Origin of the sequence: Arthrobacter ipis, from assembly GCF_014694315.1 — a bacterium.
Classification (GTDB): domain Bacteria; phylum Actinomycetota; class Actinomycetes; order Actinomycetales; family Micrococcaceae; genus Arthrobacter; species Arthrobacter ipis.
In genome coordinates this window covers 99,372-120,784 of record NZ_JAAOXD010000002.1, presented here as the reverse complement: position 1 = coordinate 120,784, position 21,413 = coordinate 99,372, and the positions used below count along the sequence as shown (strand labels likewise).

21 protein-coding genes are annotated in these 21,413 nt (G+C 65.1%); 11 read left to right on the top strand and 10 right to left on the bottom strand.

What is annotated here, in order from left to right; all coding sequences use genetic code 11:
- Positions 1-35: 35 nt before the first annotated feature.
- From mpaC to mpaB, 5 genes are read right to left on the bottom strand one after another with little or no spacing between them, the layout of a single operon-like run.
- The gene (gene mpaC, locus G9E11_RS06035; RefSeq protein ID WP_190603875.1) at positions 36-1,259 is read right to left on the bottom strand and encodes a daptide-type RiPP biosynthesis dehydogenase; all 1,224 of its coding nucleotides are present in this window, start codon (positions 1,257-1,259) and stop codon (positions 36-38) included.
- On the bottom strand, positions 1,259-2,515 hold the full coding sequence (mpaD, locus tag G9E11_RS06030) for a daptide-type RiPP biosynthesis aminotransferase (RefSeq protein ID WP_311764304.1): 1,257 nt from the start codon (positions 2,513-2,515) through the stop codon (positions 1,259-1,261). Before mpaD ends, mpaC begins: the two co-directional genes overlap by 1 nt.
- The gene (gene mpaM, locus G9E11_RS06025) at positions 2,508-3,329 is read right to left on the bottom strand and encodes a daptide-type RiPP biosynthesis methyltransferase (RefSeq protein WP_190603873.1); all 822 of its coding nucleotides are present in this window, start codon (positions 3,327-3,329) and stop codon (positions 2,508-2,510) included. Before mpaM ends, mpaD begins: the two co-directional genes overlap by 8 nt.
- On the bottom strand, positions 3,329-3,550 hold the full coding sequence (locus G9E11_RS06020) for a hypothetical protein (protein ID WP_190603871.1): 222 nt from the start codon (positions 3,548-3,550) through the stop codon (positions 3,329-3,331). Before G9E11_RS06020 ends, mpaM begins: the two co-directional genes overlap by 1 nt.
- A complete protein-coding gene (mpaB, locus tag G9E11_RS06015; protein ID WP_311764312.1) occupies positions 3,534-4,331 on the bottom strand; it encodes a daptide biosynthesis RiPP recognition protein in 798 nt (265 codons plus the stop codon). The genes G9E11_RS06020 and mpaB overlap by 17 nt, the downstream gene beginning before the upstream one ends.
- Positions 4,332-4,509: 178 nt before the next feature.
- On the opposite strand from mpaB, the gene G9E11_RS06010 reads away from it, so the two are divergent.
- From G9E11_RS06010 to G9E11_RS05990, 5 genes are read left to right on the top strand one after another with little or no spacing between them, the layout of a single operon-like run.
- A complete protein-coding gene (locus G9E11_RS06010; RefSeq protein WP_190603867.1) occupies positions 4,510-4,710 on the top strand; it encodes a hypothetical protein in 201 nt (66 codons plus the stop codon).
- A 3-nt stretch (positions 4,711-4,713) separates the two neighbouring features.
- Positions 4,714-5,316, top strand: a complete 603-nt coding sequence (locus tag G9E11_RS06005) for a hypothetical protein (protein ID WP_190603865.1) — start codon at positions 4,714-4,716, stop codon at positions 5,314-5,316.
- A 28-nt stretch (positions 5,317-5,344) separates the two neighbouring features.
- On the top strand, positions 5,345-6,274 hold the full coding sequence (locus G9E11_RS06000) for an ABC transporter ATP-binding protein (protein ID WP_190603863.1): 930 nt from the start codon (positions 5,345-5,347) through the stop codon (positions 6,272-6,274).
- Positions 6,275-6,278: 4 nt separating this feature from the next.
- Positions 6,279-7,526 carry an ABC transporter permease gene (locus G9E11_RS05995; protein ID WP_190603861.1) on the top strand — a complete coding sequence of 416 codons (1,248 nt, stop codon included), beginning with the start codon at positions 6,279-6,281 and terminating at the stop codon, positions 7,524-7,526.
- 35 nt (positions 7,527-7,561) lie between these two features.
- On the top strand, positions 7,562-8,140 hold the full coding sequence (locus G9E11_RS05990; protein ID WP_190603859.1) for a GNAT family N-acetyltransferase: 579 nt from the start codon (positions 7,562-7,564) through the stop codon (positions 8,138-8,140).
- 19 nt (positions 8,141-8,159) lie between these two features.
- Here the strand turns inward: G9E11_RS05990 and G9E11_RS05985 are convergent, their stop codons facing one another.
- A complete protein-coding gene (locus G9E11_RS05985; protein ID WP_190603858.1) occupies positions 8,160-8,402 on the bottom strand; it encodes a hypothetical protein in 243 nt (80 codons plus the stop codon).
- Positions 8,403-8,635: 233 nt separating this feature from the next.
- Here G9E11_RS05985 and G9E11_RS05980 point away from each other — a divergent pair, with 233 nt between their 5' ends.
- Genes G9E11_RS05980 through G9E11_RS05970 form a run of 3 tightly spaced genes read left to right on the top strand, consistent with a single transcriptional unit; the run spans position 8,636 to position 11,529 of the window.
- The gene (locus G9E11_RS05980) at positions 8,636-9,298 is read left to right on the top strand and encodes a helix-turn-helix transcriptional regulator (protein WP_190603856.1); all 663 of its coding nucleotides are present in this window, start codon (positions 8,636-8,638) and stop codon (positions 9,296-9,298) included.
- 13 nt (positions 9,299-9,311) lie between these two features.
- Positions 9,312-10,541: a sensor histidine kinase gene (locus tag G9E11_RS05975; protein ID WP_190603854.1), complete on the top strand. Its 1,230-nt coding sequence runs from the start codon at positions 9,312-9,314 to the stop codon at positions 10,539-10,541.
- Positions 10,534-11,529, top strand: coding sequence for a hypothetical protein (locus tag G9E11_RS05970; protein WP_190603853.1), 996 nt, complete (start codon positions 10,534-10,536; stop codon positions 11,527-11,529). The genes G9E11_RS05975 and G9E11_RS05970 overlap by 8 nt, the downstream gene beginning before the upstream one ends.
- Positions 11,530-11,702: 173 nt before the next feature.
- Here G9E11_RS05970 and G9E11_RS05965 read toward each other — a convergent pair whose 3' ends face one another.
- The gene (locus G9E11_RS05965; protein ID WP_190603851.1) at positions 11,703-14,942 is read right to left on the bottom strand and encodes a bifunctional cytochrome P450/NADPH--P450 reductase; all 3,240 of its coding nucleotides are present in this window, start codon (positions 14,940-14,942) and stop codon (positions 11,703-11,705) included.
- Positions 14,943-15,604: 662 nt separating this feature from the next.
- Here G9E11_RS05965 and G9E11_RS05960 point away from each other — a divergent pair.
- Positions 15,605-17,062, top strand: a complete 1,458-nt coding sequence (locus tag G9E11_RS05960) for a M23 family metallopeptidase (protein ID WP_311764303.1) — start codon at positions 15,605-15,607, stop codon at positions 17,060-17,062.
- A 332-nt stretch (positions 17,063-17,394) separates the two neighbouring features.
- Complete coding sequence (locus G9E11_RS05955) at positions 17,395-17,853, top strand: nucleoside deaminase (RefSeq protein ID WP_190603841.1); 459 nt, start codon at positions 17,395-17,397, stop codon at positions 17,851-17,853.
- A 47-nt stretch (positions 17,854-17,900) separates the two neighbouring features.
- On the opposite strand, the gene map is transcribed toward G9E11_RS05955, so the two are convergent.
- Positions 17,901-18,677 carry a type I methionyl aminopeptidase gene (gene map / locus G9E11_RS05950; protein ID WP_190604223.1) on the bottom strand — a complete coding sequence of 259 codons (777 nt, stop codon included), beginning with the start codon at positions 18,675-18,677 and terminating at the stop codon, positions 17,901-17,903.
- Positions 18,678-18,743: 66 nt separating this feature from the next.
- Here map and G9E11_RS05945 point away from each other — a divergent pair, with 66 nt between their 5' ends.
- Complete coding sequence (locus G9E11_RS05945; protein ID WP_190603839.1) at positions 18,744-19,046, top strand: helix-turn-helix domain-containing protein; 303 nt, start codon at positions 18,744-18,746, stop codon at positions 19,044-19,046.
- A gap of 70 nt (positions 19,047-19,116) precedes the next feature.
- Here the strand turns inward: G9E11_RS05945 and G9E11_RS05940 are convergent, their stop codons facing one another.
- Both G9E11_RS05940 and G9E11_RS05935 read right to left on the bottom strand, forming a co-directional pair.
- Positions 19,117-19,971, bottom strand: a complete 855-nt coding sequence (locus tag G9E11_RS05940) for an IclR family transcriptional regulator (RefSeq protein ID WP_190603837.1) — start codon at positions 19,969-19,971, stop codon at positions 19,117-19,119.
- A gap of 173 nt (positions 19,972-20,144) precedes the next feature.
- Positions 20,145-21,401 carry an aminopeptidase P family protein gene (locus tag G9E11_RS05935; protein ID WP_190603835.1) on the bottom strand — a complete coding sequence of 419 codons (1,257 nt, stop codon included), beginning with the start codon at positions 21,399-21,401 and terminating at the stop codon, positions 20,145-20,147.
- Between the last annotated feature and the right edge of the window lie 12 nt (positions 21,402-21,413).

Here is a 21,413-nt window from a genome sequence, read left to right as displayed (position 1 = left end):
CGTGTTCATTCTTTTCCCCCCTTTCGAATGGTCCTCTAGGCCGCACCGGTTGCACGTCCCCCCATCGTGTGCGCGCCGGCGGCTTCCGCGAGGAAAGCCGCGACATCAGCGGAGGTCAGGCCCTGCAACATTGGAAGGCCACCTCCCCAGGCGCGCGAAATCTGCTGTGCGATGTGATGAATGTCAGAGAGCTGTAGCGGCAAGGGCCGGGTCAGCCCCCATTGCGACAGAACATCTTCGAGGGCTCCGACCGGGCTCCTGGCGGGTGTCCCGGCTGAAGCCGCCAGTGCTTGGCCCACGTCCCTGAGGCGGTCCGAGGAGCCGAACCGTGCATCTCCGGTGTCGATCCTTTGCCAGTAGGTCGGGAGTATCGCTGCCACCACGTCCATCTTTGACATGCCATAGGCCATGGATAGCTCGGTTGCGATGATCCAGGGGAGTGTTCCATAGGAATGGCGGCCGAGGCTGCTCCACCCCGTTTGGGAGAAAGAACTGAGTTCGGCAATGTCCCGGCGCACCTGGTTCGCGCGTGCGGTCTCTTTTCCCGGGTCCAATGTCCTGGCCTCGTTGCCGGCCTCGACGAGGGCGCGGATCGATGCCAGGGCGAGGGAATCGGCCGAACGCCGCGGTGTGGCAGTCATGACGAATGGTGTAGAAAGCCGGAAAATCGCCTCGAGGGCCCCGGCCAGGAGCATGCCGACGGGCAGTGTCGCGGTCAAGCCGGAGTCCAGGAGCACGGCGTCCGCCCGGAGCCCCGAACCTGAGATGAGCCGCTTGCGGGCGCCCTGGGTAAGGCAGGCGCTCATTGAGGACTCCGAGCCGGTGCCCACGGTTGTAGGTACCAGTCCAAGGGCGTTCCCGCGTGATGGTCCGTCCGGGAGGACTACATGGCCGGACCGGGACCGGGATGTTATGGCCATCCTGTGTCCCGGATGCCAGATGGCTGCCATCAGCTTGGCCGTGTCCATCGCGGCGCCGCCGCCTATTCCCACGACTACTTTCGCCCGGGGGGCCCGTTCCGCCGTACGCAGCAAGGCGGCTTCGTCCAACGCGGGCGGAACGCAGAACAGATCCGCCGCACCCTGCAGCTGCTGCAACAGTTGTTGCCCCCCGGGGGATGACGGGATTGCCGGGTCGATGACCGTCAGGACAGGAAGGTCCGGCCATCCCCGGACCGAGCCGCTCACCCAGTGGACGAAGTCGGGCATGGAGGTGAACATCCAGGGCCCAGCGGGCACCGTGCGCACTGTGCTACTCATCAGCTTTTCCCCGAGACAGCGAATTCTGCCAGGCCCGCAGCAATCGATTCGAAGAGCTCCCTGATTTCCTCCTCGGAGTACGTCAGCGACGGGATCAGCTGAATGCCCCGCGGTCCCGGATACACGCGGGCCCCGGCCCGACGAATGCTCCCGAGGAGGGAGGCTATGCCCGGGCCGGCGACCGGCGAGCCGTCTGGTCCCGCCACCTCCAACGCCCGGAAACATCCCCGCCCGCGGTGGGCCGTGACCGATGGGTTGCTGGCCATCAGGTCGTGGATCGCAGTGTCGAGTTGCCGTGATACTTTCACGCCGCTGTTAAGGGCGTCGAGGCGTTCGAACTCGGACAGCGTGGCGACGATCGCAGCAGCCGTGGCCGGTGTTCCCGCCTGCGTCTCACCGTGGGTGAAAACGCTGCCGGAGGTCACGAAAAGCCCGGCTATGTCCTGTGACGTCAGGACTGCCGCTGCGGCGCAGGCGCCGTTGGTGAGGCCCTTCGACGTGATCAGGACATCCGGTCCCTGAGGCCAGGCCTCGGAGGCGAACATCGCCCCGGTCCTGCCGAAACCGGTGGCTACCTCGTCTGCCACGACGAGGAACCCATACTCCTCCCGGAAGCCAAACAGTGCCTTGAGGAAATCGTCCGGCACCGGGTAGGCGCCGGTGCCCAGGACCGGCTCAACCACGACCGCGGCGATACGGTTGCCCTGCAGGGACATCAGGGTGGAAAGTTCCTCGATGGAGTCATGGCCGATGTGGCGGATAAGCTTTTGATCTACCCCGTAGAGTCGCTGGCCCAGGTCTTCGCCGGTGAGCGAGAAACTGCCGTAGGTTAGGCCGTGATAGCTGCCCCGCAACGCCACAACCAGTTGTTTCTGGGGAAACCCCCGGAGGTCCTGCGTTTGTCTGGCCAGTTTCATGACCAGGTCATTGGCCGCGCTCCCAGAGGTGGAGTAAATCACCCTACCGAAGCGGTCCTGGCCGGCAGCATCCAGCAGGGCAGTCGCTGCTTCCTCCGCGGCCATGTTCCATTGCCGGAACAGAGTGGAGTAGGAGCAGTGAAGGAGCGCCTTGTGAACGGCGGCCGCGATAGCCGCATTGCCATAACCCAGGTTTACGTTCCAAAGGCCGCTGGTTGCGCAGAGGACTTCATCGCCGTTCCCGAACCTGACTCTGTGACCGGAAGCAGACACCACCCCGGCTGAAGGCAGGTTCGTTTCCATCAACGGCTGTAGTGACGGCCAGAGCGCGCTAGACACGGTGCCCCACCTCCAGAATGACGATCTGATGCGCTGACCCGGGCGTTTTCACCGAATGCGTGGCCAGGACTGCCAGGTTGTTTGCTTGCAGCTCCGTGGCCAGCTGGTGCGGAGGCAGAACCCGGACGGCGGTAGTGAAAACGTTCACCGGGCTGCTGGTGTCGGTGTCCTCCGGAATGAGGGTGATTTCACGGATGCTCCTGTCCGGCACGATGTATTCGTGAAGGCGATAAGGCATTCCGGCCGAGTCCTTGACCAGTTGCACGTTCTCGACGGGGGTTCCGGGGGCGGCGAGGCTGGCGTCGCCCTCAGGGACGGTGGTGGAGAGGAAGAACCGGCCTTCCGGTGCCAGGACGGACGCCATGTTCCGGAACAGCCGGCTGCGGGCACCGAAGTCAAGGAGCGACACCGTCACACAACCGAAGATGACCGTGCTGAACTTCAGTCCCGGATCGAAGTTGCAGATGTCGCCCTCAACCAGTGTCAGCTTGTTCCGCAAATGCGCGTAGCCGGCGTCCAGCCGTTCGGACAATATGGCCAGCATCGACGGTGACAGATCAACCGCCGTAACTTCCCTGCCCAAAGCCAGGAGGGGCAACGTGAAGCGCCCGGCACCGCACGCCAACTCCAGGATCGGCCCGGTGGTACGGCGGGCAATGGCGATCATTTCGCGCAGTTCGTGGCCGTCCTGCAGGGCGACGGCGTCATACAGCCTTGCGCCGAGAGGATCGTAGATGTCGTGGACAGCAACGTCGGTGAGCTCTCTTAGGACCGTGGCTGCCCGGCCGTTGATGTTTTCCAGAAGCGTTGCCATCAGAGGCCCGCGGCTTGGACGGAACCGAACCGGATGCCCTTGGCATTGAACGAATTCTCGATCTGACGGATGGATTCTTCAGCCACCGACTCCGGGCAGCCCAATATCCGGGCCGCCTCAGCTGCGTCGGAACCGATAGCCAGCATGACGTCAACGAACTTGGCAGCGTCCGAACCCAGCCTGTAGGTCTTCGACGTCGCACCGTCATGGAGATGGGCCACGCTGCTGTTGAAGAGGAGCAGCGATGACTGCCCCGGTACACGGACTTCGGTCCCGTCTAGAGCCGGTACCAGATGTCCGCCGAAACCTGACACCCGCATGTCCTGGAGCCCTCGGACAGCGGCATGCCGGAGGGCATTCCGCCGCCAGCATGTAGTGGCTGATCCACGGGCGATCGGCGACTTCCGGCCGCAGCCCGACCTCGGTAATTCCCGAAACCCAGCTTCGGGACCAGCCTCGTTCAGAGTCAACCAGGGTCCCCAGGCGGATCCCCGAGGGCGAGGTGAATACTTCCCCCGAGCCGGCGACATAGATGTGGCTCACCTCGGCCGAGCCGGGAATGAAGCCCAAGGACGGCATGTCTCCGAGGAGGGACTGCGGATGGAGCAGCGCGGCAGGAAACTTTCCCGCCGAACGGGCCTTGTCTGCATCCCGGTAGAACGCAGCCGCGTCGATGTCACTGGATGCCCGCAGGATCGTGGGGCCGCCGACGGGAACAAACTCGGAAACCGCGTAGGACTGTTGCTGGACGTAGAAGTCCTCACCTATTTGAATATCGGCGTCGGGATCCCGGAACTCACCGACATAGGAGAACACCTGCCCGCCGTTGCTCTCAGCCAATGGCTGGCCGGAACCCGGAGTCTGTGCGCCGCCCGGCACGAAGACCGCCGCCGCTGGCGTTAGGAATTCATGCCTTCCCACGTCTGGAAGCAATGACGCATCCTCAATCACCACGACTTTGCACGCTCCACTCGACGCATCCACGCCGCGAGCCCATGACATCAAATTGGCGGCTATTGACCGCGTGTCCCCATTCACAGGCATGAAGCTAACACGGCCTGCCAGCATAAATCCAATCGTTAGGCTAACGTTTTGCTTAAATACTCACGACTGCGAAACAAAATGGGTGACGTCAACGAAATCTTGACGCGTGATGGCGAGTGTGACTGTAATGGGTGGCATGACTACTCGACAGAAAAACGGTTTCGCTGCCTACTGCGGTTCACTGCTCGCCCTGCTCGGCATGGTGGCGGGCTATTTCGCTCTCACGGCCAGTGGGGGCGTGAATGCCCTGGTTCTGGTTGTGGCCGTCATTGCGCTCGTGTGTGGCGCTTTGCTGGTGTCGGCCGCCATTGTGGGGATTCGCAAGGCGGACAACTAGGCCATGGATCCGGCCTCCTTGTCGGCTGCCATCGCCCAGGCGGTAGCGAATGCGAACCCGGAGCTCTCCAAGCGGCTGGACGGTGGCGAGGATGTGTACGGGGAGGTCCTGGAAGTGGCTGCCCGTGCGCATGAAGAGACGCGGAGCATCCTTCAGTCCGCAGTTGACTCGGCCCGCCGCGCCGGCCACAGCTGGGAAGCAATCGGCCGCATCCTGGGGGTTTCCAAGCAGGCAGCCCAGCAGAGGTTCGGGCACCGGCAGCAACCGGCTGATGATGACGTCGCGGCGGTGAAGCGTCTCTACCCGGTCAATGCCTTCAACGAAATGACCGTGCTCCGGGAGATTGGGCAATTCGGATGGCATTCCGTGGGGTTCGGTGTGCGGTTCCACCGTATCGAGCTGTCAGCGGAGCAATGGGAACATACCCGGATCATTGCAAACCCAAAGGCCATTCATGACTTGGAAGTGCAGGGCTGGCAACGGATCGGGGAGCAATCCTTTCCCTGGGCCTATTTCAGCCGTCCGCTGCACATTCCCTGCCGGGAGGGGGGCCCGCCGTCGGACGTTCTCCGGCTGATCAGGGATGACACGGGTTCCATCCGATAGGGGGAATCGCTTCGGCTAGGCTGGCTTGATGACGTTGGGGGACGCGGTGGAACCGCTTGTGCACATCAAAAACTTTCGGATGGACTTCGGGGAGACGACCGTCGTCAGGGACCTGTCCTTCGATGTCCGGGCCGGTGAAACCTTCGGGTTCCTGGGCAGCAACGGGTCCGGGAAGACCACCACCCTGCGGGCGCTGCTGGGCATCTACCAGCCCACCGCCGGGACACTGCACATCGGCGGGAAGGTCTTCGAACCCCGGGACGGGGCGCGGCTGGGCTACCTGCCGGAGGAGCGGGGCCTGTACAAGAAGGAAGCCGTCCTGGACGTGATGGTCTACTTCGGCCGGCTCAAGGGCCTGAGCAAACACGGAGCGCGCGCCTGGTCCCAGACCTACCTGGAGCGGGTGGGCCTCGCGGACAAGGCCGCCGTCCGGCTGGACAAGCTCTCCGGCGGCCAGCAGCAGAAGGTCCAGCTCGGCGTCACCATCATGAACGACCCCGACCTGCTCATCCTCGACGAGCCCACGAAGGGCTTCGACCCCGTGAACCGGCGGCTGCTGATGGACATCATCGAGGAGCAGAAGCTCGCCGGCGCCACGGTCATCATGGTCACCCACCAGATGGAGGAAGTGGAACGGCTCTGCGACCGGGTCATCCTCCTCAAGGACGGCACGGCCCGGGCGTACGGGACGGTCACCGAAGTCCAGGACCAGTTCGGGGGCACCGTGTACCGGCTGGGCTACGAGGGCATCCTCCCCGCCTCCGCCCTGTACAGCGTGGTGCGCGACGGCGACGGGCACGCGGAGCTGGCCCCCGCCGTCGGGGCCGACGAAACAGCGGTGCTGCGGGAACTGATCGGAGCCGGCGTCGCGGTGCGCAGCTTCGCCACCGCACGGGCGTCGCTGGAGGAGATCTTCATTCAGGTGTACGGGGAACAGCACGAAATGGCGGAGGTCTAGGACCATGGCACGCACAGCATTCAGGCAGCACAACCTGGGCACCGTCGTCGGGTTCGAATTCATGCGGACCATCAAGAAGCGCGGGTTCGTGATCGCCACCCTGGCCATCCCTGTGGTCTTCGCGATCATCTTTGCCCTCGTCTACGCCAGCAACTCCAGCACCTCGGCAAACGCTGACGCGCAGAAGAACTCGGCGTTGACCTTCAACTACACCGACGCCTCCGGCCTCATCCCCACACCGCTGGCGCAGGCCGCCGGCGGAACCCCGACGTCGGACCCCGGTGCCGCGCTCGAGGCGGTGAAGAACGGCAGCAGCGAGGCCTACTTCGCCTACCCGGTAAATCCCGCCACCGAGCCGGTCAAGGTGTACGGCGCGGACAAGGGCATGTTCGAGAACGGCAAGTATGAGGCCGTGGCCAAACAGCTGCTGGTCACCGCGGCCCAGTCCCGGGTCAATGCACCGGAAGTCACCGCCGCCCTGAGCGGCGAGGTGAAGTTCGACGCCGAAACGTACCGGGACGGCCGGGTCGCCGGAGGCATCGGCTCAGTGATTCCGCCGCTGGTGTTCCTGGTCATTTTCTACGTCAGCATGATTTTGCTGTCCAACCAGATGCTCAACAGCACGTTGGAAGAAAAGGAAAACCGGGTCACGGAGATGATCCTGACCACGCTGAATCCCACCACCCTGGTGACCGGCAAGATCATCTCCCTGTTCGCCGTCGGGCTCCTCCAGATAACGGTGTTCCTCGCCCCGATCGCCGCCGCCTACTTACTCTTCCGCGATTCAGTGGCCCTGCCCGATCTTGACCTGTCCTCCCTGGTGTTCGAGCCCGTGCCGATGATCACCGGGGCGCTGCTGCTGTTGGGCGGGTTCACCCTGTTCACCGGCGTGCTCGTGGCCATCGGCGCGATCATGCCCACGGCCAAGGAGGCCGGCACCATCTTCGGCCCGCTGATGGCCCTGATCTTCGTGCCCTTCTACGCGGTCAGCCTCATCATCAGCGACCCCGAAGCCCTGATCGTGCAGGTCTTCACCTACTTCCCGCTCACCGCCCCCGTCACCGCGCTGCTCCGCAACGGCTTCGGAACCCTGGGCGCCGTCGAATCGGCCATCGTGATCGCCGAGGTGTTCATCGTGGGGATCCTCATCCTGCGCCTGGCCGTGCACCTGTTCCGCTACGGCTCCATCGAATACGGCCGCAAGCTCTCCATCGCCGGGACGTTCCGCCGGAAGGAACTGACGGCCAAGTAGCTGGTTTGCTGCCGTCCCGGTGCAAGAATGTCCGCATGCAGATATTCCTGGAGACCGAGCGGCTTCTGCTGCGGCAGTTCACTGCCCGCGACGCGGACCTGCTCGTGGAGCTCGACGGCGATCCGCGCGTGATGCGGTACATCACGGGCGGTGCCCCGACACCCCGGGAAGAGATTGAAGGCGACTACCTTCCGGCGTTCCTTGGCTACTACAAGAGATTTCCCGGCTACGGCTTCTGGGCCGCGGTGGAGAGATCAACGGGGGACTTCCTCGGCTGGTTCCACTACCGGCCCGGCCCCGGCGATCCGCCCGACCAGCCGGAGCTGGGCTACCGGCTGCGCTGCGAGGCCTGGGGGAAGGGGTACGCCACCGAGGGTTCCCGTGCGCTGATCGCCAAGGGGTTTGCCGAATTCGGCGTGCAGCGTGTTGTTGCCCAGACCATGGCAGTGAACGCCGCCTCGCGGAGGGTGATGGAGAAGGCCGGGATGCGTCTCGTGCGTAACTTCGTCGCTGACTGGCCGGTGTCGATCCCGGGCGATGAACACGGCGACGTCGAGTACGCGATCGCCCGGAGTGAATGGGAACTCAGTCCGGCCGGCGTCGTTGGCCGGTGATCCGCAGGCGCGGGCCGAACTACCTTTGCACTATGTCATCCGCCACGCGGCGAAGGTCCTGAACCCAACCGGTTGAACGGCTGGGTGCTCCCGAACTGGCCTCAAAATTCGCAAGGGCTTCCGCTATGCCCTCCAAAGCCTCCGAGATATTGGCTTTGACGGCCTCGTAGCCTTCCTCCGAGCGGGGATCAGACGAAGCCACGCGCAGCAGCTCCGCTCCGGCCCTGACGATTAGTGAAGCCTCGTACTCGTTCACACTCATACCCCGGATCTTCTCGGTATTTGACGCTGTGGAACCTGCCCGCCAGCACAACTGTACATCCGTGTCCCCGCGAGCCCGCGGTCCCCGTATAACGGTCATGCTTTCTGCAAGGCGTCATCTGCAATTCCGTTCGCGACATCATCAGGAATGATCCGTTGAATTGCGTATAGGTTGTTCTGAAAACCGCCTATTCGCGTGGCGAAGATGGTTCGGAATTGACCTGGGGGGAATGGATGGATCGTCGTGTTGTCAGGGTCGGGGTGGTTGACGATCACGAAGCTGTCCGCATTGGGTTCGCGGCCGCAGCATCGGTGGAGGCTAAAACCGCGGAGGTTCCGGTTGTAGCAGTGAGGCTCGCGGACACAGTCAGCTCGCTGCTCGCTGGCTCCAACGGGATGTTCGATGTGGTGGCGCTGGATATGTCGCTCGCCGACGGGTCCCGTCCAGGCGACAACGTTCGCAGGATTGTGCAGGCCGGGTACCCCGTTTTGGTCTTCAGCGTCGGTGACCGGGCGGAGGCTCTCAGGGAGGCACTCGCGGCCGGTGCCTCCGGTGTATCCAGGAAATCCGATGACATCCGTGACACTCTGAACCTCGTTCGCCAAGTGGCGGACGGGGCAACTATCGACAACCAGGAATTGGCGGCAGCCATCGACGGGGATGCCGAATTTGTCGTGGCCTTAAGTGACAGGGAACGCGAGACGTTGGGGTTGTACGCCGCTGGATTCACGCGGACGCAGATTGCGGCAAGAATGAACGTTTCTTCCAATACGGTAGGAACGAATATCAAGCGGATCCGCGAGAAATACGCGGCTGCGGAGAGGCCTGCCGCCACCAAGCTGGAGCTCTACCACAGGGCTGTGGAGGACGGCGTCCTTCCCCCGGAGCAGTTGTGAGCATGGAGTCACGGTGCGGATAAACGCCCGAACGGGTGGTAGTGCAGGGCCCATTTCCCGGGCAAGCATCGATTTCGTCCTTGGCCGCTCCACCAGCATCTTCGCGCTCGTGCTCTACGCCCTGTCGCTGCCCGAGGTCCTGGCCCAGATGCCTTTGCACAACTTCTGGTGGGATCTGGTCTTCATGGCGGGGATCCCGGCCGCAATACTGTGGACGATGCTCGTTCGGAAATCGCTCGTGTGGCTTCGGATCGGTGCCGGAGTTGCCGCTACTTTGATGATCTCAAGCTACCTCACGTGGTTTCTGGGGTTAGCCGGCGACGGCAGTCAGATTGGGTCAAGGCCCTGGTCATGGGGCGTAGCCGGTGTTGGCATCGCCATGGCCGCCATTGCTTCAAGCGTCGGGGCGGCAGTCGTCTATGGAACCGTGTTTTGCGTCCTGATTGTGTTGGTGCCGCTGATGGCGGCCGGTGACACGCCGGTGGGGACCGCTGCCGTTCAAGACGCGCTCCTGACCGCTGCTTTGGCGGTGGTGATCATCGCGCCGATCACGGCGCTGCGCAGAGCAGCCTCAGCTTCGGACCGGGCATCGGTTGCGGCCGTTGCGAGCTTCGCTGCCGCTGCCCGCGCGGAGGCCATCAGGGTTGAAAGATCCAGGCTGGACGCGCTGATCCACGATACGGTGATGGCGACGCTCATTGTGGCGGGGCAAGCCCGTTCTCCCGAGGTGGTGGATGCAGCGCAGAAAGCCGCCGTAAGCGCCCTTTCCGACTTGGCAAACCTGGGCGGGGAGCCGAACGCAGACGGTGCGTTTGTCGGTGAGGACGAACTCGTCAATCGACTGCGCGCAGCCACAGCCCGGTACGGGCCCGGCATCAGCTCTCATTCAGATCTTGCGGAACCGGTAACCCAGTGGGCCATCCCGTTGGGTGCGGCGCGTGCGCTCATCCAGGCAGCCACCGAAGCCGTGAGAAACAGCTTCCTCCACGCGCCCGCTTCTCCGGCGGAACTGAATATCGCATGCCGGATGGGGTCGGCTGCCGCGGGCCCGGAAGTGGCAATTGACATCACCGACGGCGGACCGGGATTCGACACGACCACGATCCCACAGGAGCGGCTGGGCGTCCGGGTGTCCATTATCCAAAGGATGCGCGAGGCAGGCGGCGACGCCCGGATCACGTCGAGCCCCACCGGCGGAACCCATGTCCGCCTGACATGGAGGATGCCCGCGGATTATGGATAACGCCATTACACGGCCGCTCATTCTGGCCCTCGGCCTGCCATTCCCGGCGGCCCACATTCTGCTCGGCCTGGCCAACCTGGGCACGGTGACGTCCATGTGGAATGCACTGGCCGCGATGGGTATCTGCCTCGTTCTCATGGCCGTCGTTACGTGGCCAGGCAAGGGCAGGACCCTGCCACGGTTTCATGCGGGGATGGCCGTTTTCGGCGTTGTTCTGATGGACCTGCTGGTCATGACGGTGCTTCCCTCGGACGTCCATCCCGGTTACGCTGCATGGCATTGCGGGGCCATCGAGATGCTGATGGTGACCGTCGCCATGAGAAACAGGGTGGCACTGGCATGGGTGGGCATAAGCCTGTTCGCCATTTTGGACTTCAGTGGCTCGATGCTTCACCGGCTGAGTGTTGTGGACGGGCTCGCCCTGGTGGTCACCCCGCTGATGTGGATCGGCATTGCAACCGCGGTGAGCAAGGTGTTGCGCCGCTGCGTGGATCAGGCCCGGGCCTACACCAGTCAGGAGACTGAAGCGGCGGTCCGTTTGGCCCGGGAAGAAGCGCGGCGGCTGGCGCAAACCCACTGGACCCGTGAGCTTGACCGTCTCACCCGTCCCTCCCTGGAACTCATCGCAAGTGGTCCCCTGTCGGAGCAGGATCGCCAGGACTGCGTCCTCTTGGAAGCCCAGCTCCGCGACCAGATCAGGGGCCGCGCTCTCGCAACACCGGAAGTGCTTCGAGCTGCGCGGAGGGCCCGGGCGAGGGGGGTCAAGGTGGACATCCTGGATGACCGGGAGACAGAACTTTCCACTGCTGTACTGAGTGAGGCATCTGCGCTGCTGAGCACATCACTGGAGAATGCTGACGGAGGATTCGTAAGGGGACGGGCCCTCCCTTCCGGGTCGAAGACGGCCGTGACCATCCTCGCCTACGATGAGTCGGCGGATCGGGATGAGGTCTACGTGGAGATTAGGGAGCGGCAACCCAAGGAATAGGGTGATTGCTTCGGCGAAGCGCACCGGGCGTCACCAGTTTTGGTGACAATTCATTGGATCGGGCGTCGCAGCGGCGCAACGCTACCCGGAATATCGATAACGTTTGGGCAGGGCCTGCTGCGACGGCTGTTTGGGGGATCGTCGCAGCAGCCCTGAACGTGAGGGGACACTTCCTAGGTGAAGATGTCCGCCACGTACCTGCCGTGCGTGCGCTCCACCTCGTCCATCCAGGCATCGGCATCCGCTTCGGAAGCGCCGGTGGCCTCCTGGTAGATGCGCTCGCAGGTCTCGCGGACCTCCGGCGCCATGTTCTTCCCGTCGCCGCAGACGTACACCCTGGCGCCCTGCTTCACCAGCTCCTTGACGTCCGCGCGGTCCGCCCACAGCCGGTGCTGGACGTACTTCTGGCCGTCGGTCGGCGCCTTGGAGAAGACCGGCCGCAGGTCCAGGTTGGCCTGCTCTGCCCACGATGCCAGCTCCGCCGCGTAGAGGAAGTCGGTGTCCCGTGCCCGGCAGCCGAAGAACAGCAGCGAAGGCGCGGGCCGGATTCCCTCGGCCTGGGCCCGCAGCGCCCGGTCCTGCACGAACCCGCGGAACGGCGCCAGCCCGGTCCCGGCGCACACCATGATGACCGGCATGGCCAGGGACTCCGGCGGGTGGAAGGCCGCGTTCGACGGCCTCACCTGGACCGCCACCCGGGACCCCGGCCGCGCCTGCGCCAGGTACGTGGACGCCGCCCCTTCGAACGTGCCGCGGCCGGACCACGCCGGGGCCTGGACGACGGCGAACGTCAGGGTGGCGTGGTCAGGGCTCCACAGCGGCGACGACGAGATCGAGTACCGCCGCGGGGTCAGCTGGGTGAGCAGCTGCAGGAACGTCGTGAACGGCAGCTGGCACGACGGGTACATCTCCAGCAGGTCCAGCAGCGAAACCCGCCTGTCCACGATCTCCGCCGCGTGCCGCCCCCGGTCCTGCGCCAGGGCCTCCAGTTCCGCGCGCTCCGCCGGGTCCGCCGCCACCTCGGCCAGCTGCTCCAGCTGCGGCCGGGTGGCCGGCACCGCAAGTTCCACGTAGCTGCTCAGCAGCTCGCCCACGGCCACGGGCGTTCCGGTGGGCAGGAACGTGTCCCCGTGCTCCATGGCCAGCACCACGTGGGAGTCGTAGTCCAGGGTGAGCCGCGTGAGCGCCCGCTGCACCAGGTCGCTGGGATTCAGCGGCAGCACCGCCAGGTAGTCGCCGGTCCGGTAGCCCATGCCCTCCGGCAGCGCGATCTCCACGTGCCGTTTGGACCGGGCGTTGGGTTTGGTCAGGTCCACCAGTTCGCGGTTGACGACGACGGTCCCCACCGCCAGATCGTTCTGGCGCAGCAGCGTGTCCCGGACGTTGCCCACAAACTGGACCTCCAGCTGCGGTTCCCCGGTGGGCGCACTGGTCCGCTGCCCGAGGGCGCCGTCCACCGCGGGCCAGAATCCCGCGTACCACTCCTCGAAATCGCCGAAGAAATCACCGCGGGCGTTGGCCTCGCCGCGCCCGTAGATCCGCTCGGCGCCGGCCGCCTCCAGCCTGCTGTCGATCGCCTTGGGCACCTCCTGGTAGGTCCGCGCCCAGTCCCTGTTGCCGTTGCCGAACACCGTGAACCGCACCCCGGCGAGGCTGCCCGGCTGCAGGCCCTCGGTCCAGGTCATAAACTTCTTGGCATTGTCCGGCGGCATCCCCTCATAGGAGGAGGCGACGACGGCCACCAGCCCCACCGTCGGCAGCCCGCCGGCCGCCTCGTCCAGCGCAGTGATGGTGGGGCTGTAGCCCCGCCGCCCGGCGTCGTTCGCTATCCGCTGCGCAAAGTCCCGGGACGTGCCCGCATTGGACCCGTACAGCACGCGCACCGGAACGCCGTTGGCGGCAGCCGCCGCCGGCGCTTCCGCCGTTTTTTCCTGTACGACGGCGGCAGTCGCCGCTGCGCCGATCCGGACGTCCCGCCGTCGGACATGGATGTAAAGCCCTTCCGGCTTCATGGTGAGGGTGTGCTTGATGTGCAGCTCATAGCTCGGGTCCGCGGGCGTGATGTCGAAGCGCTGCAGGGCCTTGGCCAGGAACAGCATGGCCTCCTGCAGGGCAAACCCGCGTCCGATGCAGGAGCGCTGGCCGTTGCCGAACGGCTTCCACGCGTTGGCCGGGATGGACTCGGCGCGCTCGGGGGAGAAGCGGTCCGGGTTGAAGAGCGCGGCGTCCTCGCCCCACGCCGCCTTGTCCCGGTGCAGCTGCGGGATCAGGACCATGAGGGGCGTGCCCTTGGCGACCTCGTATTGGCCACCGATCACAGTGTCCTCGTACGGCGCCACGTTGAAGGCCGGGGCGGTGGGCCAAAGCCGGAGCGTCTCCTTGAGGATCTGGTCCAGGTAACCGAGCCTTGGCAGGTGCTCGAATCTTGCAGCTTCGGCGCCGAGGACCTCGTCCACCACGGCGCGGGCCTTTCTCATCACGTCAGGGTGGCGGAGCAGCTCGTACATGGTGAAGGTGAGCAGCCCGCTGGTGGTCTCGTGCCCGGCCACCAGGAAGGTGACCATCTGGTTGCGGACGTTGTCCTCCGGCAGGCGCTCGCCGGTCACGGGGTCCGCCGCGTTCAGCATGGTGTCCAGGATGTCCTCGCTGCCCTCCGGGCTGGGGTGGCGGCGCCGGTCACTGATGAGCTGCTCGGCCACCTCCAGCATGAGCGCGTTGTCCTCGTCGAGCTGGTGGCGCTTGCGGATCATGAGCTTGTTCTGCACCGGAAGCCGCGTGGACCGGTCCTTGGACTCCACCAGGGCGCGGACCATTGCCCCGATGAAGGGGTGCATCTCGTCGCGGTAGAGGCTGTTGAACCGGTAGCTGAACGAGCACAGGGCAATGGTGTCCAGGGTCAGCCGGGTGGTGCTGTCGGCAACGTCGATTCTCGCCGCGGGGCCGAGCCGCTCCCACTTGAGCAGCAGCTGCTCCAGGATGTCGTCCATGCCGGCGAACATCCTGGTTAATGCCTTTGGACCGAAGGCCGGCATCAGGATGCGGTGCGCCTTCTGCCAGTTTGGCTCCTCGGTTTCCGCGGTGAACAGGCCGTCGCCTACGAAGTCGCGGACCTCGCGGAGGGAGACGCCGAGCACCTTGCCGAAGCGGGACTCGTCGCAGACCTCGTTGACGAGCTCCTGGGAGGAGAGCGCCACCATGCCGCGGTTGAACACCTGGATGCGGACGATGGGCCCGTACTCCTCGGCCACTTCCACCAGGCCCATGACCCCTTGGCTGGTGTCGATATCGGGCAGGTTGCCTACCAGGGGCTTTGGCGGCGGCTGGGGGATGGGGGTGGTGTTGCCGGTTTTGTTGGGGCTGCCGCTGGGTTGGGCACTGTGAGTGGTGTTGCTGGGGTTGCCGGGCGCAGGCATGGGGCCCTCCTAGGCGGTCTGCATTGACACTTGTGCGCTAGTTTTGTTGGTTCCTGTTGCCGGGAGGGGCGCCGGTGCTTGCTGTCTCTTGGCTGGAGCTTTCGGCGGGGCTGGCCGGGCGTCACGGGCCGGGCTCGACCTAGGATACTCCCGTTGAATGCCGGGGACCACGGGTATTTTCTTGCCCCGGTCCGTGCTGGTCTTGCGCTCTGTGGACCGGCCCGGCCGCGGCTGTCGCTGCTGCGCAAACATGAAAATGGGTCCTGCGGCTCGGGGCCGGTTTCGGTGGCTGGGGGGCAGCCGGGATCCTCAACGTCAGCTGAAGATTTGCGCAGTTCAGGAAAGGCCCGGTCAAGATTTTCTCAGCTTATCCACATATGCGGGCGAATCGGTTTCGCTGGCCTGCCCGGCATGCTCCCATGTTAGGAGCATGCCGCCATCCACAAGCATCCGGCGGCCTTTTATGGGGAGATCTAATGTCAAAGCATCTGGCACCTGCCGCTGTGCGGCGCACGCCTCAGGACCTGCGTCATGCCGTTCTGGGCCGTCCCGTTTTGAGCCGTGCCGTTCGGGTAGGCGCAGGCGCGGCTTTCCTGGCGGTCTATGCTTTTGGATTCCAGGGCGCTGGCCCAGTACTTTCGTCCGGTCTATCCTCCGGGCACGTGCCGGCTGAGTCCCGTGGTGACACCTCAGCCAACGTGGCTCTCGGATCGGCCACGCTGGCCTCGGCCTCCGTTTCAGGCGCCTTCGCTTCAAACGCCGGTGCCGTCTCGGCCTCGGCGGACGCGTACGTGTCCTACAGCCGTACCCTGGTCTTCACCGCGGCAAAGCCGGTGAGCCAAAAACTCCATGCGGCTTCAAGCAAGGTGAAGCGTCCCGCGGCAGGAACCCTGATGGCACCGTTGGACGTCCTAACCCCCACGTCGCATTTTGGGCTGCGGACGAGTCCCATCACCGGCTCGGCAGGTGAGTTTCACTGGGGCCAGGACTTCTCCGCCGCCTGCGGAACCCGCGTGTATGCGGCGGATTCCGGCGTCGTCCGGACCGTCGGATGGCATCCGTGGGGCGGCGGCAACCGAGTGGAAATAGACCACGGCAACGGCCTGATCACCACCTACAACCACCTTGAGGGCATCGGCGTGAAGAAGGGCCAGTCGGTCCAGGTGGGGCAACTCATCGCCAAGGTCGGGACCACGGGGTCATCAACCGGATGCCACCTCCACTTTGAAACCATTCTGAACGGGAAACACACGGATCCCGACAACTGGACTCTGCTGCGGCTGCGTCACTCGGGGCCCGTTGCCAACATCAAGATGACCGACTACGGGAAGGCCGGCACCGCTACGGAGACCACATCCTGGGCTGTTCCGGTGGAGGCCAGCACCCGCCATGCAGCGTCGGACGAAGGGCATGAGTCGCCTGCCGTTGTTGTTACAGCGGCCAGGTCTTCCTCGGCTGCCGCCGCGTCTGTTTCCGCAGCGCAGCCTTCGTACTGGTGGGCCGCAGCTCCGGCGCAGTGGGTGGCCTCGCCTATGCCGGTAACGCCGGCTCCGGCATCGAAGTTGGCCGCGCCCAAGTCCAAGCCGGCAAAGCTGGTTCCCGCTCCGAAGGTGGCCACACCTAAGCCCAAGCCGGCAAAGCCGGTTCCCGCTCCGAAGGTGGCCGCGCCCAAGCCCAAGCCGACGCCGGTCGTCGCGCCCAAGCCCAAGCCGACACCGGTCGTCGCGCCCAAGCCCAAGCCGGCAACGCCAGCTCCGGCTCCTGTTGTTACGCCGGCTCCGGCACCGGTCGTCGTGCCGGCTCCTGTTGTTACGCCGGCTCCGGCCCCAGTTGTTGTGCCGGCTCCTGTAGAGGCTCCGGCGCCTGTGGTTACGCCGACTCCGGTTGTCGTGCCGGAACCCGCGGTTACACCAGCGCCAGAATCGGCTCCGGTTGTCGCACCGGCTCCGGCTCCGGTTGTCGCACCGGCTCCCGTGGCTGCTCCGGCTCCGGCTCCGATTGTTGTGCCGGTTCCTGTGGTTGAGCCGGCTCCGGCTCCGGTGGTCGCACCGGCTCCGGTGGTCGCACCGGTTCCCGTGGCTGTTCCGGCACCGGCTGTCGCACCGGCTCCGGCACCTTAGCCCAAACCCAGTGCCGCTCCGAGCTCCACACCGGTTCCTGCTCAACAGGTAACGCAGGAGTCTCCGCAGGAAGCGGCGTCGGCACCAGCAGCTGCACCGGCTGCTGGTGCCGACTGACGCTGAGACGGAAGCGCGTAGCAAGGACTCCTGGAGCTGTCTCTTGGAGCTGTTGGTCAGATGATGATGGCTTGTGGAACGGCTCCGGCACGGTTGGTGAGTGAGAGCTTGTCGTGGTGCGTCGCAAGACCGCGCCAAGAATATTGACCCGATGAAGCCGAGCTATCAGTGGGTCGGACACTTGCAGCCGGTGTTGCTCCTGAGAAAATGACCGCATGACCCACGAACAGCACCACACCGCCTTCGAAGCCGCCTACCAAGCCGCCCAAAAAAGCCTCCGCGAAGGCGGCATCCCCATCGGGGCGGCGCTCGCCCGTGACGGCGTGGTCATTGCGAGCGGCCACAACGAACGCGTCCAAAACGGGGATCCGATCGCGCATGGCGAGATGTCCGCACTTCGCGCGGCCGGCCGGCAGTCGAGCTACCGGGACACCACGCTGTACACCACCCTCGCCCCCTGTGCCATGTGCACCGGAACCATCATTCAGTTCAAGATTCCCCGCGTGGTGGTAGGTGAAGGGCGCACGTTCGACGGCGAATTCGAGCTTCTGCGATCACGTGGCGTTGAGGTGGTGGTCCTGGATGATCAGCGCTGCGTGGACATGATGCGCACCTTTCAGGACAACAACCCGGACCTGTGGGCAGAGGACATCGCCGAGGACAGCGTCGAGTAGAGCAGGCAACATGAAGGGGCCTGAGGCCTCCGGCCCCTTCAAAGTGTCTAGTTGTGGTTCGGCAAGGTGAGGATTTCGGCTCCGTCGTCCGTGATGGCGATCGTGTGCTCGCTGTGAGCCGTCCGGCAGCCTGTCGCACTTCGGAGCGTCCACCCGTCGGCATCAGTGACGAGCTGTGCCGTGTCCGCCATGACCCACGGCTCCAGTGCGAGCAGAAGGCCCGGCCGCAGTTTGTACCCCCGGCCGGGCCGCCCGGTGTTTGGAACGTGCGGGTCCTGGTGCATGGTTGATCCAATGCCATGGCCGCCGAACTCGGTGTTGATGGGGTACCCCGCCTCGCTGAGGACCGAGCCGATGGCATAGGAAATGTCGCCGATGCGGGCGCCGGGTCCGGCGGCTGCTATCCCTGCGCCCAGTGCGCGTTCGGTCGCCTCGATCATCGCGACGCTCTCCGCGGGCTTTGATTCACGCACGATGAAGCTGATCGCGGCGTCTGCAGCGACTCCGCGTTTGGAGACGGCGAGGTCGAGCGTCAGTAAATCGCCGTCCGCAAGCGTGTAGTCGCGTGGCAGCCCGTGGAGCACGGCGTCGTTGACACCTGTGCAGATGTAGTGGCCAAACGGCCCCCGTCCGAAGGAAGGCGCGTAGTCGACGTAACAGGACTCCGCTCCAGCTTCGCGGATCATGTCCTGGGTCCAGCGGTCGATCTCCAGGAGGTTCGTGCCCACCGCGCTGCGGCTCTTCAGCGTGTGCAGGATGTCAGCGACCAAGGCGCCGGACTCTTTTGCTCGGGCCAGTTCGGCGGGGTTCAGGATCTCGATCATGCGGCGGCCCTTCTCGTCTGCCAATAACTATACCGGCCATATTATCCCGGTATTAGTATTGGAGCCATGGTCAGGTTGCCGCTTACATCAGCAGAGGTCGAACGCGGAGAGCGTCTCGGTGCCCTGTTGCGTCGCGCCAGGGGAAGCCGCTCGATGCTCGAGACCGCGCTCGACGCCCGCGTCTCACCGGAGACCCTCCGAAAGATCGAGTCCGGCCGCGTAGCGACCCCTGCCTTCCCGACCATCGCTGCGATTGCCGATGTCCTGGGCCTTTCGCTCGACGTAGTCTGGGCCGAAATCACCCAACCCGAACGTGGTGTTGAACCGGCCGGTTCCGGGCGCAACGCCCGTGAGCGTTTGGCCTCATAGGCCAGCAATCCCGCAATTCCGTTGCAGCACTCGACAAGGTGCTGACTCAGCCTCGCAGGCGGTCCGCTGCCTACGCGCTCCGGCGCTCCTTCGGCGCCACGCCGCCCAGGCGCTGAGTGACTTCCTTTGCGGCGCTGGCGCAGGCCTCGCCGAGGCTTTCCAGAGTGTCGGGGGAGACTCGGAACTTGGGTGCGGGGATGAGGACGGAGGCCACGATGTCGCCCCGGTGGTCATAGACCGGAGCTGCGATGCCGACTTCCTCGATGGACGTCTCGCCGTAGTTGATGGCCCAGCCGCGCTTGCTCACTTCCTGCAACCGCTGCACGTACGCCTTCACGGAGTGGTCGTCCAGCCCGGGCAGGGTGATGGTGCCGCTCCGGAGCAGGGCACTCACACGCTCGGGCTGTTCGGCGGCGAGGAAGATCTGGACCGAGGCGCTGAGCGCGGTGTTGTAGCGGGCACCGAGCGGGGCCGTGTGCTTTACCTGCTGCCGGCTGGAGATCTGTTCCACGCACATGGACTCGTTGCCGTTCCACACCATGAGCGCGCTGGTTTCGCCGGTGCGTTCGGTCAGCTCGCGCAGCACGGGGTAGGCCACGCGGCGCTCCTCGAGCTCGGCCAGCAGCGGCCCGGCCACCGCGATGAGGCCCAGCCCCAGGCGGAAGCGCCGTGTGTCCGGGTCCCGCTCCACCAGGTGCTCCTGCTCGAACGTGGCGAGGATCCGGGACACCGTGCTCTTGTGGAGGCCCACCCGGCTGGCGATCTCGGTGACGCCCAGCATGGGCTCGTCGGCCGTGAAGCTGCGCAGCACGGCGATGGCGTTTACGATTACCGAGGCGCCGCGCGCGTCGCCGTTGCCTGCGTCTTTGCCTTCGGGGCCGCCGCCTGCAGGGGCGGGGTTCGCGGGTGTTGCCGGGGGAGTCATGGTGTTCACTATATTTCTTCGCTGTCGTGCTTCCGGCCCATTTGCCACGCGGAAGCGGGGGGCGGGCATGCCCTCCCGGCCGCCCGCCGTCGTCGTACTTAACCCAAGGCTGCTAAACAAGAGCCTGGCTGACAACGGAAGGCGGGGGAGGGCATGCCCCGGTTACCCAGGTGTCAGGCGCTGATGATGTTGTGCTCAGGGCCGAACGGGAACTTGGTGATGTTCTCGGCGCCGTCCTCGCCCACCACCAGGATGTCGTGCTCGCGGTAGCCGCCGGCGCCGGGCTGGCCGTCGAGGACGGTGATCATCGGTTCCATGGAGACCACCATGCCCGGCTCGAGCACGGTGTCGATGTCCTCGCGGAGCTCGAGTCCGGCCTCGCGGCCGTAGTAGTGGCTGAGGACGCCGAAGGAGTGGCCGTAGCCGAAGGTGCGGTTGGCGAGCAGGCCGTGGGACACGTAGATCTCGTTGAGTTCGGCGGCGATGTCCTTGCAGACGGCGCCGGGCTTGATGAGTTCCAGGCCGCGCCGGTGGACCTCGACGTTGATGTTCCACAGTTCGAGGGAACGGGCATCCGGTTCGCCGAAGAACAGCGTCCGCTCCAGGGCCGTGTAGTAGCCGGAGGTCATGGGGAAGCAGTTCAGGGACAGGATGTCGTGTTCCTGGATCTTCCGGGTGGTGGCCCAGTTGTGTGCGCCGTCGGTGTTGATGCCGGACTGGAACCAGACCCAGGTGTCGCGGATCTCCGAGTTGGGGAAGGTGCGGGCGATCTCGTGCACCATGGCCTCGGTGCCGATGAGGGCCACCTCGTACTCGGTGATGCCGGCGGTGATGGCATTGCGGATGGCTTCGCCGCCCAGGTCGCCGATCCGGGCGCCGTGCTTGATGACCTCGATTTCCTCGGCGGACTTGATCATGCGCTGGCGCATGGCGGCCTGGGCCACGTCCACCAGGGTGGCGGATGCGAAGGCGGCCTGGATCTTGTTGCGGTTGTCCAGCGGCAGGGAGTCGTCCTCCACGCCGAGCCGGCGGACGCTGATGCCGCGGGTGCGCAGGATTTCCTGGATGGCGTGGACGTAGTTGTCCCGGCGCCAGTCCGTGTACACCAGGTTTTCGCCGTAGCTGCGGCGCCAGGGCATTCCGGCGTCGATATTTGCGGTGACGGTGACCGTGTCCTCCTTGGTGACCACCATGGCGTACGAGCGGCCGAAGTAGGTGAACAGGAAGTCGGAGTAGTACTTGATCGAGTGGTAGCTGGTCAGGACGACGGCGTCCAGGTCCTTCTCGGCCATGATGCTGCGGAGGCCTGTGAGGCGGCGCTCGAACTCTTCATTCGAGAAAGTCAGGGAGACCTTTTCGCCGTTGTTCAGGACCTTGAGGCGCTCGAGCTTGGCGACGTCGTTGACAGCTTCATTCTCGGTGATGGTCATTCTGTTCTTTCC

Coding starts and splice junctions, on each gene's coding strand:
- mpaC (WP_190603875.1), bottom strand. CDS start 1,259: ATGAGTAGCACAGTGCGCACGGTGCCCGCTGGGCCCTGGATGTTCACC.
- mpaM (WP_190603873.1), bottom strand. CDS start 3,329: ATGGCAACGCTTCTGGAAAACATCAACGGCCGGGCAGCCACGGTCCTA.
- mpaB (WP_311764312.1), bottom strand. CDS start 4,331: ATGTCATGGGCTCGCGGCGTGGATGCGTCGAGTGGAGCGTGCAAAGTC.
- G9E11_RS06010 (WP_190603867.1), top strand. CDS start 4,510: ATGACTACTCGACAGAAAAACGGTTTCGCTGCCTACTGCGGTTCACTG.
- G9E11_RS06005 (WP_190603865.1), top strand. CDS start 4,714: ATGGATCCGGCCTCCTTGTCGGCTGCCATCGCCCAGGCGGTAGCGAAT.
- G9E11_RS06000 (WP_190603863.1), top strand. CDS start 5,345: ATGACGTTGGGGGACGCGGTGGAACCGCTTGTGCACATCAAAAACTTT.
- G9E11_RS05995 (WP_190603861.1), top strand. CDS start 6,279: ATGGCACGCACAGCATTCAGGCAGCACAACCTGGGCACCGTCGTCGGG.
- G9E11_RS05990 (WP_190603859.1), top strand. CDS start 7,562: ATGCAGATATTCCTGGAGACCGAGCGGCTTCTGCTGCGGCAGTTCACT.
- G9E11_RS05985 (WP_190603858.1), bottom strand. CDS start 8,402: ATGAGTGTGAACGAGTACGAGGCTTCACTAATCGTCAGGGCCGGAGCG.
- G9E11_RS05980 (WP_190603856.1), top strand. CDS start 8,636: ATGGATCGTCGTGTTGTCAGGGTCGGGGTGGTTGACGATCACGAAGCT.
- G9E11_RS05970 (WP_190603853.1), top strand. CDS start 10,534: ATGGATAACGCCATTACACGGCCGCTCATTCTGGCCCTCGGCCTGCCA.
- G9E11_RS05965 (WP_190603851.1), bottom strand. CDS start 14,942: ATGCCTGCGCCCGGCAACCCCAGCAACACCACTCACAGTGCCCAACCC.
- G9E11_RS05955 (WP_190603841.1), top strand. CDS start 17,395: ATGACCCACGAACAGCACCACACCGCCTTCGAAGCCGCCTACCAAGCC.
- map (WP_190604223.1), bottom strand. CDS start 18,677: ATGATCGAGATCCTGAACCCCGCCGAACTGGCCCGAGCAAAAGAGTCC.
- G9E11_RS05945 (WP_190603839.1), top strand. CDS start 18,744: ATGGTCAGGTTGCCGCTTACATCAGCAGAGGTCGAACGCGGAGAGCGT.
- G9E11_RS05940 (WP_190603837.1), bottom strand. CDS start 19,971: ATGACTCCCCCGGCAACACCCGCGAACCCCGCCCCTGCAGGCGGCGGC.
- G9E11_RS05935 (WP_190603835.1), bottom strand. CDS start 21,401: ATGACCATCACCGAGAATGAAGCTGTCAACGACGTCGCCAAGCTCGAG.